The organism is Micromonospora sp. DSM 43699, from assembly GCF_055517075.1.
Genome location: NZ_JBTMMT010000112.1, coordinates 1 through 12,382, shown reverse-complemented (window position 1 = coordinate 12,382; position 12,382 = coordinate 1). Strand labels below are relative to the sequence as shown.

Below are 12,382 nucleotides of genomic sequence, written 5' to 3'. Positions count from 1 at the left end.
GGGTGGGGGTGGGGGTGGGTCAGTGGCCTAGGAGGTGGGTGAAGGTGGTGGCGCGGCGGGCGGGGCGGCCGGTGCGGGTTTCGGCACCGTCTGCGGAGGACATCACCCGGAGGCCGGCGTTGATCGCCAGCCAGCGCAGTGGTTCCGGCTCCCAGCGGGGGGAGCGGTGGCCGACCCAGGGGAGGGCGGTCAGCTCCGACTCCACGCCCCGGATCAGGTCAGCCAGGGTACGGCCGGCGAGGTTGCTCGTCCCCACCCCGTCACCGACGTAGCCGCCGGCCCAGCCCAGCCCGGACGACCGGTCCAGCCCGACCGAGGCGGACCAGTCCCGGGCCACCCCCAGCGGGCCGCCCCACGCGTGGGCGACCGGCACGTGCGGCCCGAGCACCGGGAAGAGTTCGCCAAGCGTCCGACGCAGCGCGGCGAAGACCCGTGGCTCCCGGTCGTACCCGGGGGAGATCCGGGACCCGAAGTGGTATGGCGCACCGCGCCCGCCGAAGGCCAGCCGTCCGTCGGCGGTGCGCTGGCCGTACACGATGAGGTGCCGGTAGTCGGCGAAGGTCTCCCGACCGGCGAGCCCGATCCGCGCCCAGGTCGGCTCGGGCAGCGGCTCGGTGACCACCATCAGCGAGTAGACCGGGACGAGAGTCCGGCGGTGGCCGGGCAGCACCGGCGTGTACGCCTCGGTGGCCCGGACCACCACCGCCGCCCGTACCGTCCCGTGCGGGGTGACCGCCGCGCCGGGCCGGATCGCGGTGACCGGAGAACGCTCGTACAGCCGCACCCCGTGCCGTTGCACCGCGCGGGCCAGGCCACGGACCAGCTTCGCCGGGTGCACGGCGGCGCAGTGCGGGGTGTACGTGCCACCGCGTACCCCCTCGGCGGCGCACCGGGCGGCGGCCCCGGCGGCGTCGAGCAGGACCAGGTCGTCGGGGTCGAGCCCGTGCTCGCGGGCCTCGGCGACGGCGGCGCGGGCCCGTCCGAGCTGGACGTCGGTACGGGCCAGCAGCACCGTCCCGCCGTGCCGCCAGTCGCAGTCGATTCCCTCCACTGTGGCCACCCGGCCCACCTCGGCGACCGTGTCGTGCATGGCCCGCTGCATCGCCAGCGCCTGCGGCCGGCCGTGCCGACGGGCCAGCGCCGGCAGCGAGGTGGGCAACAGAGCCGAGCACCAGCCGCCGTTGCGCCCGGACGCGCCGTACCCGGCGATCTCCGCCTCCAGCACCACGATCCGCAACGTCGGATCGGCCACCGCGAGGTAGTACGCCGTCCACAGCCCGGTGTAGCCGGCACCGACGATCACCACGTCCGCGTCGGTGTCACCGGGCAGCGAGGGGCCGGGCGTCAACGGTTCGTCCATCGTGGACAGCCAGTGCGACAACTCCTGGTAGCGCATGGGGGCTCCGGGGGGACAGTGCCGGGCCGGTCGGCCTGCGAGCGACCGGTCCGGCCGGCGGGGTCGGCGACCGGTCCGGCCGGCGGAGGTGAGCCGGCTGGCCGGGCCGCAGGGGCTACAGGCGGGACCACGCCTCGGTGAGTACGGCGCGCAGGATCTGCTCCATCTCGTCGAACTGATCCTGCCCGGCGATCAGCGGCGGGGCGAGCTGGACCACCGGGTCGCCCCGGTCGTCGGCCCGGCAGTAGAGCCCGGCGGCGAACAGCGCCGACGACAGGAAGCCACGCAGCAACCGCTCCGACTCCGCCTCGTCGAAGGTCGCCCGGGTCGTCTTGTCCTTGACCAGCTCGATGCCGTAGAAGTAGCCGTCGCCCCGGACGTCGCCGACGATCGGCAGGTCGGTGAGCTTCTCCAGGGTGGACCGGAAGGCGTCCTCGTTGGCCCGGACGTGGCCGGTCAGGTCCTCCCGGGCGAACACCTCCAGGTTGGCCAGGGCCACCGCGCAGGAGACCGGATGGCCGCCGAAGGTCACCCCGTGGGCGAACATGCCGGTCTCGGTGAGGAACGGCTCCATCAGCCGGTCGCTGGCGATCATCGCGCCGAGCGGGGCGTAGCCGGAGGTGATGCCCTTGGCAGTGGTGATGATGTCGGGCTGGTAGCCGTACCGGGCGGCGCCGAAGTACTCGCCGAGCCGGCCCCAGGAGCAGATCACCTCGTCGGAGACGAGCAGTACGTCGTACGCGTCGCAGATCTCGCGTACCCGTTGGAAGTAGCCGGGCGGCGGTGGGAAGCAGCCGCCGGAGTTCTGCACCGGCTCCAGGAACACCGCCGCTACCGTGTCCGGCCCCTCCCGCTCGATGGCCCGGCGGATCTCGTCGGCGGCCCAGCGGCCGAACGCCTCGGGCGAGTCGCCGTGCTCGGGGGCCCGGTAGAAATTGGTGTTCGGCACCTTGATCCCGCCGGGCACCAAAGGCTCGAAGTCACTCTTGATGCCGGGCAGACCGGTGATCGACAGGGCACCCATCGAAGTGCCGTGATAGGCGAGGTAGCGGCTGACCACCTTGTGCTTGTTGGGCCTGCCGGTGCGCTTGAAGTAGGCACGGGCCAGCTTCCACGCCGTCTCGACGGCCTCCGAGCCGCCGGTGGTGAAGAAGACCCGGTTCAGGTCACCGGGCGTCAGCGAGGCGATCTTCTCGGCCAGCTCCACGGCCTTCGGGTGGGCGTACGACCAGAGCGGGAAGTACGCCAGCTCACCGGCCTGCTTCGCGGCGGCCTCGGCCAGCTCGGTACGCCCGTGCCCGGCGTTGACGACGAACAACCCGGCGAGCCCGTCCAGGTAGCGGCGGCCCTGCGCGTCCCAGACGTACGCGCCCTCGCCGCGCACGATGGTGGGCACCTCGCCGGCGGAGTAGCTGGCCATCCGGGTGAAGTGCATCCAGAGGTGGTCGGTGGCGTCGGCCATGTCAGCCCCATCGGGTCTCGGGCCGGGCAGCTGTGACACCGGCCGCTCTGCCCACGGTTATCCCACAGCCCGACCGCGAAATGCAAGCCCACTTCGCCTTCAAGGCGACGGATTCAGCGCGACTGCGGGTGGTTGGCAACGGAATCCGCACACGCTTTGCGACGGTGCGACCGACTCGACCTCCGCCGGCTCCATGATCGACTCAACGGCGTCCAGGTTGCGGTATCCCGGACACCGCAACCTCGGCCCACGGGAGTTGATCAAGCGAGCCTGCGGGCCGCGCATGGGGCCGTCCGGGGTGCGGGATGCCGCTACTCCGGCCTTCAGGGGTGGACGAAGAGAGCCTGCGGGCTGAACGGTGGCGTCCGGGGCGTGGGACGGCGCTACTCCGGCACCCCGGAGTGGTCCGGTGGGAAGGGGGTGACCGGGGTGGGGCATTTCCGGTGCACTTCCGGTGCACCTCGGGGGCTTTCGGAGAGGTCCCGGGCCAACACGCCGATGCCGGGCGGACATCGACACGCACTGTCGCTAGGGTGCGCCGGAGTGTGTTGATCGGGCGGGAGGAACTGCCGGTGAACGAGGTGCTTCGCGTAGCGATGGCCGAGCGCGGGGAGACGGTCGAGTCCCTCGCGCATCAGGTCGGTGTCGATCCGAAGACGGCCGGCCGGTGGCTCAGCGCCGGGCGGGTGCCGCATCCCCGGACCCGGGTCGCGGTGGCCGGGATTCTCGGTCGGGAACCGGCCGAACTCTGGCCCGAGCCCTACCGTCGCCGCGACCTGCCCTGGTTCCGCCCGTGGGCAGAGCTGGAGCAGGACGCCACGTCGATCCGCTCGTACCAGTCATTGCTCGTGCCGGGCCTGCTCCAGACCGAGGAGTACGCCCGAGCGGTGTTGGGGACCGGCGGCCTGCTCCCGCCTGACGAGGTTGCTCAACTGGTGGGCGGGCGGTTGGAGCGACGGGTCCTGCTCGACCGTGACCCTCCGGCCCAGTTGGTTTTCGTGATCGACGAGGCGGTGCTCCATCGAGTGGTTGGCGATCGCGCGACCATGGCCGGACAGGTGGCCCACTTGGCGGCCGTCGCCGCGCGGGAGCACGTGCAGGTGCGGGTAATTCCGCTCGGTGGACCCTGGCACACCGGTCTGGCTGGGCCGTTCATGCTGGCGCGGTTGCCCGACGGCAGCGAGCTGGCTTATCTGGACAACCAGCTCCGTGGCGAGCTGGTGACTGAGAGCGCCGACATTGCTAGCCTGGGCAGAAGGTGGGAGAGCGTGGCCGGCGAGGCGCTGCCCGCTCGTCGATCGAACGAGCTGATCCGGGAAGCGGTGGAGAGATGGACGTGATCGACGAGCCCTGCTGGCGGACCGCCAGCCGCAGTAGCAACAACGGCGGTGACTGTGTTGAGGTGGCGGACAATCTGCCGGGTCGGGTGCTGGTGCGGGACAGCAAGGACCGGGCCGGCGGCACGCTGAGCTTCACCCCCGAGATCTGGCGAGCCTTCGTCGCCGCCCAGAAGTGAGTGCCGCTGCCGTGGACGTGATCGAGCCCCGCTGGCGTACGGCAACTCGGAGCAGCAGCAATGGCGGTGACTGTGTCGAGGTGGCGGACAATCTGGCGGGTCGGGTGCTGGTGCGGGACAGCAAGGACCGGGCTGGCGGCACGCTGAGCTTCAGCCCCGACGCCTGGCGTGCCTTCGTCGCCGCCCGCTGAGCCCCGGGGAGTGGACCACGGCGGGTGGGCTCAGGCCGTACCCCAGGTGTAGGTCTGTTTGCGGAGCTTGAGATAGACGAACGCCTCGGTGGCGAGCACCCCTGGCACCGAGCGCAGCCGTTGCAGGATCTCCAGCAGGTGGGCGTCATTGCGGCAGACCACCTCGGCGAGCAGGTCGAACGAGCCGGCGGTGATCACCACGTAGTCGAGTTCGTCGAACTCGGCGAGCCGGTCGGCGACGGACTCCAGGTCGCCGTCGGTGCGCAGGCCGATCATGGCCTGTCGGGGGAAGCCGAGCTGGAGCGGGTCGGTCACCGCGACGATCTGCATCACCCCGGCGTCGAGCAGCCGCTGCACCCGCTGGCGGACCGCCGCCTCGGAGAGCCCGACCGCCTTGCCGATGGTCGCGTACGGCCGACGGCCGTCCTCCTGTAGCTGTTCGATGATCTGTTTCGCCACGTCGTCCAACAGTGCGTGGCTGGAACCTTCACGTACCGTGACGCGCCGCCCCCCGGTGCCGTTCTCCTGCTGCCGGATCGTCATCGACCGCTCCCCATGTCCGTTCTCCGAGCCGAGCCTAGTGCCATCGCGCAGTCTGGCGTAATTCGTCGTCAGAGGCTATTGCGGCAACGGAATCCCTTGTGGGGCTGGTGACCTCATGCCAGGATCATTCGTCTCAGGCACCCGACCCCTCCCGCCGGCGCCGCACCCCCGTCCCCGCCGCCGACGGACGACCCCCTAGGAGTCGTCACATGCGTACTCCCCTCCGGCCCCTCACCCGGCGTGGACTGCTCACCGGCACCCTCGGATCGGCCGCCCTGCTCGCTGCGGGCGGCAGCCTCGCCGGCTGCGGCACGAAGGCCGCGACCCAGACCGAGGACGGTTGTAAGAGCGACGACCTGTCCGCCACGGAGAAGACCCTCGCCTTCTCCAACTGGCCGCAGTACATGGACGTGGACGACAAGGACGCCGCGAAGCGCCCCAGCCTCGACGCCTTCGTCGCCGGCAGCGGCATCAAGGTGACCTACACCGAGGACATCAACGACAACAACGAGTTCTTCGGCAAGGTGCAGAACCAGTTGGCCGGCTGCCAGAGCACCGGGCGGGACATCATCGTCCTCACCGACTGGATGGCCGCCAGGATGATCCGGCTCGGCTGGATCCAGAAGCTCGACCCGGCCAAGGTGCCGAACGTGGCGGCCAACCTGCTGGCGTCCCTGCGGGGGCGCTCCTTCGACCCGGAGGACCGGATCGCCGTCCCGTGGCAGTCCGGCCTGGCCGGGCTGGCCTACAACGGCAGCGTCACCGGCGAGGTCCGGACCGTCGACGAGCTGCTCACCCGCCCCGATCTCAAGGGCAAGGTGACCGCCCTGTCGGAGATGCGGGACACCATGGGCCTGCTGCTCCAGTCGAACGGGCACGACCCGGCGAAGTTCACCGCCGCGCAGTTCGACGACGCGCTCAACAAGCTGCGCAAGGCCGTCGAGTCCAAGCAGATCCGCAGGTTCACCGGCAACGACTACGCCCCCGACCTGGCCAAGGGTGACATCGCCGCGTGCGTCGGCTGGTCCGGCGACGTGATCCAACTGGCCGGCGACAACCCCAAGGTGAAGTTCGTCGCGCCGGACTCGGGCGTGATGCTGTTCAGCGACAACATGCTGGTGCCCAACAAGGCCACCCACAAGGCCAACGCCGAGGCGCTGATCGACTACTACTACCAACCGGCGGTGGCCGCGAAGCTCGCCGCGTACGTCAACTACATCTGCCCGGTCAAGGGTGCCCAGGCCGAGATGGAGAAGATCGACCCGGAGCTGGCCGCCAACCCGCTGATCTTCCCGGACGACGCCCTGCTGGCGAAGTCCAAGGTCTTCATGGCCCTGGACGAGAAACAGGAAAAGGAATACGAGTCGAAGTTCCAGCAGGTCATCGGGGCGTGAGCGGGATGGCGAACGAGGCACCGGCCGGTGACCTGCGGCTGGCCCACCTGACCAAGCGGTTCGGCGTCTTCACCGCCGTCGACGAGCTGAGCCTGACCGTCCCGCAGGGCTCCTTCTTCGCGCTGCTCGGGGCGTCCGGCTGCGGCAAGACGACCACCCTACGCATGATCGCCGGGCTGGAGGAGCCGACCAGCGGGCAGGTGCTCCTCGGCGACCGGGACATAACCCGGCTACGGCCGTACAAGCGGCCGGTCAACACGGTCTTCCAGAGCTACGCGCTCTTTCCGCACCTCGACATCGCCGAGAACGTGGCCTTCGGGCTGCGCCGGCGGGGCATCCGCCGGGTCGACGACCAGGTCCGGCGGATGCTGTCACTGGTCCAGCTCGACGGCTACGGCCGGCGTCGCCCGACCCAGCTCTCCGGCGGCCAGCAGCAACGGGTCGCGCTGGCCCGCGCCCTGATCAACCACCCGCAGGTGCTGCTGCTCGACGAGCCGCTCGGCGCGCTCGACCTGAAGCTGCGCCGGCAGATGCAGATCGAACTGAAGCGGATCCAGACCGAGGTCGGCATCACCTTCGTGCACGTCACCCACGACCAGGAGGAGGCCATGACGATGGCCGACACGGTCGCGGTGATGAACGCCGGGCGGATCGAACAGCTCGGGGCCCCGGCCGAACTCTACGAGTACCCGGCGACGGCGTTCGTGGCGAACTTCCTCGGCCAGTCCAACCTGCTCGCCGCCGAGGCCGCCGGCCCGGCCGGGTCCGAGGTGCCGGTCACCGCACACGGCGTCCGCTTCTCGGTGCCCGTCGCCCGCGCCCGCGCCGACCGTGGCCCGGTCTACCTGGGGGTACGTCCCGAGAAGCTGCACCTGGTCGAGGCCGTCGACCAGGTGCCCGCCGGCCACCAGCAGGTGACCGGGGTGATCACCGACGCGTCGTACGTGGGGGTGAGCACCCAGTATCTGGTGCGCACCGGGTGGGGCAGTGAACTGTCCGCGTTCGCGGCGAACAGCGGTGTCGGCGGGCAGCACCCGGTCGGCGGGTCGGTGGTGGCGCACTGGGACCCCCGGCACGCCTTCCTGCTGCCCCGCGAGCCGGGGCAGGACGACCGGACGGTCCCGCTGGTCGACGAGCCGGTCGGGGCACCGTCGTGACCGCACTGGCGCAGTTGGGCGGCGGGACGCCGGCGACCGGGCAGCCGTCACCGGCCCGGCCGGGTCGGCACCGGCTGCTGCCGTACCTGCTGCTGTTGCCGGGGGCGGCCTGGCTGCTCGTCTTCTTCGCCGTGCCGCTGCTGCAACTCGCCGCCGCCAGCCTCTACGACCCGACCGGCTCGCTCTCCACCGGGTACGTGCTGACCTGGGCGTTCGGCAACTATCCGGAGGCGGTACAGGCGTACTGGCCGCAGTTCGCCAGGTCGTTCGGCTATGCCGGGGCGGCGCTGGTGCTGGCCCTGCTGATGGGTTACCCGCTGGCGTACGCGATAGCGCAGAAGGCAGGCCGGTGGAAGAACCTGTTGCTGGTCTGCGTGGTAGCCCCGATGTTCACCAGCTTCCTGGTGCGCACCCTGGCCTGGAAGACCATCCTGTCGGACAACGGCGCCCTGGTCGGGCTGCTGCGGGACGTGCACCTGCTCGGCCCGGACGGGCGGCTGCTCGCCACCCCGGTCGCGGTGGTGCTCGGGTTGACGTACAACTTCCTGCCGTTCCTGGTGCTGCCGCTGTACGCGAGCCTGGAGCGGCTCGACCACCGGCTGCTGGAGGCGGCCAGTGACCTGTACGCCGGCCCGCTGCACGCCTTCCGCAAGGTCACCCTGCCGCTGTCGATGCCCGGCCTGATCGCCGGCACGCTGCTCTTCTTCATCCCGGCCACCGGCGACTACATCAACGCCGAACTGCTCGGCACCCCCAACGAGTACATGATCGGCAACGTCATCGACTCGGCGTTCCTGGTCCGGCTGGACTATCCGCAGGGCGCCGCCCTGTCCTTCCTGCTGATGGCGGCGATCCTCGCGGTGGTCTTCGTCTACCTGCGCCGGGCCGGCACGGAGGAGGTGTTGTGATGAGCGCGAGGAGTGCAGCGCAGCGGAGCCCCGCAGTCGCGAATGAAGGTGGGCTCTGATGAGCGCGAGGAGTGCAGCGCAGCGGAGCCCCGCAGTCGCGAATGAAGGTGGGCTCCTGAGGGTGTCGCGGTGGTTGGCCGACCGGTGGGTGGTGATCGTCGCCCTGCTGGTGCTCGGCTACCTGTTCCTGCCGATCGCCGTGGTGGCCGGGCTCTCCCTCAACCGCCCGTCCAGCCGGCTGTCGTACGACTTCAACGAGTTCACCCTGGACAACTGGCGACAGCCGTGCGCCACGCCCGAGATGTGCGACGCGGTGGTCCGCAGCGCGCAGATCGGTTTCCTCGCCACAGTCGGGGCCACCGTGATCGGCACCCTGATGGCGTTCGCCCTGGTCCGGCACCGGTTCCGGGGCCGCAGCGGGATCAACCTGCTGATCTTCCTGCCGATGGCGACCCCGGAGCTGGTGCTGGGCACCTCGCTGCTCGCCCTGTTCGTCTCCGCAGGGGTGCCGCAGGGCTTCTGGACCATCGTCATCGCGCACGTGATGTTCTGCGTGTCGTTCGTGGTGGTGACGGTCAAGGCCCGGCTCGCCGGGATGGACCGGCGGCTGGAGGAAGCCGCGATGGACCTCTACGCCAGCGAGTGGCAGACCTTCCGGCGGATCACCCTGCCGCTGGTGCTGCCCGGCATCGTGGCCGCCGCGCTGCTCGCCTTCTCGCTGAGTTTCGACGACTTCATCGTGACGAACTTCAACGCCGGCACCACGGTCACCTTCCCGATGTACGTCTGGGGCGCTGCCCAGCGGGGCATCCCGCCCCAGGTCAACGTGATCGGCACGGCGATGTTCGCCATCGCGCTGCTGCTCGTCGGGCTCAGCTCGCTGCGCGGTCGACGGTCCCGCCGCGCCGCACTCCCGGTCGCCGCGACCGGCGGCCGGGGAGCACCGGCACCGATCCGGCCCGGCCGACGGGCGACGGGCCCGTCATGATCCTCCCGCATACCGGCCGGGCGCTCGCCGACGCGACGCCCGTGCCCTACTGGCTGGACCGCCCGGAACGCCCCGACCCGCTGCCGCCCCTGCACGGTACGCACCCCGCCGACCTGCTCGTCGTCGGCGGCGGGTACGGCGGACTCTGGGCCGCCCTGCTCGCCAAGCGGGCCGACCCCGGGCGGGACGTGCTGCTGGTCGAGGCGGGCGTCTGCGGTTGGGCGGCGTCCGGGCGCAACGGCGGGTTCTGCGCCGCCTCGCTCACCCACGGCCTGGCCAACGGGGTGGCCCGGTTTCCCGACGAGATCGACGAGTTGGAGCGCCTCGGCCGGGAGAACCTGGACGCCATCGCCGCCACCATCGCCGAGTACGACATCGACTGCGACTTCGCCCGCACCGGCGAACTGGCGGTGGCGGTGGCCCCGTACCAGCTCGCCGGGCTCGCCGAGGACGCCGACCTGGCCCGTCGGTACGGCCACCGGGTGCGGCTGCTCGACGCAGACGAGGTGCGCGCCGAGGTGGACTCGCCGACGTACCTCGGTGGGTTGTGGGACGCCGACCGGGTGGCCCTGGTCGACCCGGCGCGGCTGGCCTGGGGCCTGCGCCGTGCCTGCCTGACGCTCGGGGTGCGGATCCACGAGCACACCCGGGTGACCGGGCTGCGCCGCGAGGGAGCCGGGCTGCGCGCTGACACCCTCGGCAGCCCGGCCGCACGCCCCGGTGGTGGCCCGGGTGCCAGGTCGACAGGTGGCAGCCCGGCACCCGACGGTGGTCGCCCACGGGGCGGGTCGACGGGCGGCGGCACGGTGCCGGGCGCGGCCGGGGTGCCCGGGGTGGTGCGGGCCCGGCAGGTGGTGCTGGCGACCAACGCTTTCCCGCCGCTGCTGCGCCGGCTGCGCGCCCGGACCGTGCCGGTCTACGACTACGCGCTGATGACCGAGCCGCTGACCGGGGAGCAGCGGGCGTCGATCGGCTGGCGCAACAGGCAGGGGCTGGCCGACACCGGCAACCAGTTCCACTACTACCGGATCACCGACGACGGTCGGATCCTCTTCGGTGGCTACGACGCGGTCTACCACTTCGGCAACCGGGTCGCCCCGGAACTCGCACAGCGCCAGGCCACCTTCACCGCCCTCGCCGACCACTTCTTCACCACCTTTCCGCAGTTGGCGGGGCTGCGTTTCAGCCACCGCTGGGGCGGGGTGATCGACACCTGCACCCGGTTCTGCGCGTACTTCGGCACCGCCTTCGGCGGGCGGCTGGCGTACGCCTCCGGTTACACGGGTCTCGGGGTCGGGGCCACCCGGTTCGGCGCGCGGGTCATGCTCGACCTGCTGGCCGGCGAGCCGACCCCGCTGACCCGGCTCGACCTGGTCCGCCGGGCACCGCTGCCGTTCCCGCCGGAGCCCGTCCGGGCCGCCGGCATCCACCTCACCCGCTGGTCGCTGGCGCGTGCCGACGCGCACGACGGCCGGCGCAACCACTGGCTCCGTACGCTCGATCGTCTCGGTTTGGGGTTCGATTCCTGATGCGCATCCTGCTCGTCGGTGCCGGCGGGGTCGGCTCCGCCGCCGTCGCCATCGCCGCCCGCCGGTCCTTCTTCGCCACCGTCGTCGTCGCCGACTACGACCTGACCCGGGCGCAACGGGCCGTCGCCGGGCACGGCGACCGGTTCGTCGCCGCCCGGCTCGACGCCTCCTCGGCGGACGCGGTCGCCGCGCTCTGCCGGGAACACCGGATCACCCACGTGCTCAACGCGGTCGACCCGCGCTTCGTCATGCCGATCTTCGAGGGGGCGTTCGCCGCCGGGGCCGACTACCTGGACATGGCGATGTCGCTGTCCCACCCGCACCCGGCGCTGCCGTACACCCAGACCGGGGTGAAGCTCGGCGACGCGCAGTTCGCCGCCGCCACCACCTGGGCGGACGCCGGCCGGCTGGCGCTGTGCGGCATCGGCATCGAACCGGGCCTGTCCGACGTGTTCGCCAGGTACGCCGCCGACGAGCTGTTCAGCGAGATCGACGAGATCGGCATCCGTGACGGCGCGAACCTCACCGTCGACGGGTACGACTTCGCCCCGTCCTTCTCCATCTGGACCACCATCGAGGAGTGCCTGAACCCGCCGGTGATCTGGGAGAAGGACCGGGGCTGGTTCACCACCGAACCGTTCAGCGAGCCGGAGGTCTTCGACTTCCCGGCCGGCATCGGCCCGGTCGAGTGCGTCAACGTGGAGCACGAGGAGGTGCTGCTGATCCCGCGCTGGGTGAAGGCCAGGCGGGTCACCTTCAAGTACGGCCTCGGCGACGAGTTCATCGAGGTGCTCAGGGCGCTGCACAAGGTCGGTCTCGACTCGACCATCCCGGTGTCGGTGCGCGGCGTGCAGGTCTCGCCCCGCGACGTGGTCGCCGCCAGCCTGCCCGACCCGGCCACCCTCGGCGACCGGATGCGCGGCAAGACCTGTGCCGGCACGTACGTCACCGGCACCGGGACCGACGGCCGGCCGCGCCGGGTCTACCTCTACCACGTGGTCGACAACGAGTGGTCCATGCGGGAGTACGGCCACCAGGCGGTGGTCTGGCAGACCGCGGTCAACCCGGTGGTGGCGCTGGAACTGCTCGCCACCGGTGGCTGGTCCGGCGTCGGGGTGCTCGGCCCGGAGGCGCTGCCCCCGCGCCCGTTCCTCGACCTGCTCACCGCCTACGGCTCCCCCTGGGCGATGGAGGAACGATAACCCCCTGCCCCGCCCCAAGCTGCCCGTCCGTCCACTCTGCCCGTCGATCATGGAGTTGTGGTGGGGAATTTGTCTCTTTCCGTGGCATTTTGGGCC

Annotated in this window: 12 protein-coding genes; 9 read left to right on the top strand and 3 right to left on the bottom strand. The window is 71.3% G+C overall.

The window, feature by feature from the left end; translation table 11 throughout:
- Positions 1-19 precede the first annotated feature (19 nt).
- Together AC0AIB_RS30155 and AC0AIB_RS30150 are read right to left on the bottom strand one after the other, a co-directional pair.
- Complete coding sequence (locus AC0AIB_RS30155) at positions 20-1,396, bottom strand: NAD(P)/FAD-dependent oxidoreductase (protein WP_465097977.1); 1,377 nt, start codon at positions 1,394-1,396, stop codon at positions 20-22.
- A 115-nt stretch (positions 1,397-1,511) separates the two neighbouring features.
- Positions 1,512-2,858: an aspartate aminotransferase family protein gene (locus AC0AIB_RS30150; protein ID WP_465097976.1), complete on the bottom strand. Its 1,347-nt coding sequence runs from the start codon at positions 2,856-2,858 to the stop codon at positions 1,512-1,514.
- Between the two features lie 572 nt (positions 2,859-3,430).
- Between AC0AIB_RS30150 and AC0AIB_RS30145 the strand changes: the two genes are divergently transcribed.
- Genes AC0AIB_RS30145 through AC0AIB_RS30135 form a run of 3 tightly spaced genes read left to right on the top strand, consistent with a single transcriptional unit; the run spans position 3,431 to position 4,565 of the window.
- Positions 3,431-4,198: a helix-turn-helix transcriptional regulator gene (locus AC0AIB_RS30145; RefSeq protein ID WP_328339935.1), complete on the top strand. Its 768-nt coding sequence runs from the start codon at positions 3,431-3,433 to the stop codon at positions 4,196-4,198.
- Positions 4,189-4,374 (top strand): DUF397 domain-containing protein, encoded by a 186-nt coding sequence (locus tag AC0AIB_RS30140; protein ID WP_328339933.1) that lies wholly within the window; start codon positions 4,189-4,191, stop codon positions 4,372-4,374. The genes AC0AIB_RS30145 and AC0AIB_RS30140 overlap by 10 nt, the downstream gene beginning before the upstream one ends.
- 11 nt (positions 4,375-4,385) lie before the next feature.
- Positions 4,386-4,565 carry a DUF397 domain-containing protein gene (locus AC0AIB_RS30135; protein WP_465097975.1) on the top strand — a complete coding sequence of 60 codons (180 nt, stop codon included), beginning with the start codon at positions 4,386-4,388 and terminating at the stop codon, positions 4,563-4,565.
- A gap of 30 nt (positions 4,566-4,595) precedes the next feature.
- Here AC0AIB_RS30135 and AC0AIB_RS30130 read toward each other — a convergent pair whose 3' ends face one another.
- Positions 4,596-5,108 carry an Lrp/AsnC family transcriptional regulator gene (locus AC0AIB_RS30130; RefSeq protein ID WP_465097974.1) on the bottom strand — a complete coding sequence of 171 codons (513 nt, stop codon included), beginning with the start codon at positions 5,106-5,108 and terminating at the stop codon, positions 4,596-4,598.
- A 209-nt stretch (positions 5,109-5,317) separates the two neighbouring features.
- Here AC0AIB_RS30130 and AC0AIB_RS30125 point away from each other — a divergent pair, with 209 nt between their 5' ends.
- From AC0AIB_RS30125 to AC0AIB_RS30100, 6 genes are all read left to right on the top strand, one after another.
- Positions 5,318-6,502, top strand: coding sequence for a polyamine ABC transporter substrate-binding protein (locus AC0AIB_RS30125; RefSeq protein ID WP_328339927.1), 1,185 nt, complete (start codon positions 5,318-5,320; stop codon positions 6,500-6,502).
- Between the two features lie 5 nt (positions 6,503-6,507).
- Entirely contained in the window at positions 6,508-7,659 is a 1,152-nt protein-coding gene (locus AC0AIB_RS30120; protein ID WP_465097978.1) for an ABC transporter ATP-binding protein, read from the top strand.
- 5 nt (positions 7,660-7,664) lie between these two features.
- Positions 7,665-8,567: an ABC transporter permease gene (locus AC0AIB_RS30115; protein ID WP_328348915.1), complete on the top strand. Its 903-nt coding sequence runs from the start codon at positions 7,665-7,667 to the stop codon at positions 8,565-8,567.
- Positions 8,568-8,688: 121 nt separating this feature from the next.
- Complete coding sequence (locus AC0AIB_RS30110) at positions 8,689-9,555, top strand: ABC transporter permease (RefSeq protein ID WP_328339925.1); 867 nt, start codon at positions 8,689-8,691, stop codon at positions 9,553-9,555.
- Entirely contained in the window at positions 9,552-11,084 is a 1,533-nt protein-coding gene (locus AC0AIB_RS30105) for an NAD(P)/FAD-dependent oxidoreductase (protein WP_465097973.1), read from the top strand. Before AC0AIB_RS30110 ends, AC0AIB_RS30105 begins: the two co-directional genes overlap by 4 nt.
- A complete protein-coding gene (locus tag AC0AIB_RS30100) occupies positions 11,084-12,286 on the top strand; it encodes a saccharopine dehydrogenase family protein (protein WP_328339920.1) in 1,203 nt (400 codons plus the stop codon). Before AC0AIB_RS30105 ends, AC0AIB_RS30100 begins: the two co-directional genes overlap by 1 nt.
- The last annotated feature ends 96 nt before the right edge of the window (positions 12,287-12,382 follow it).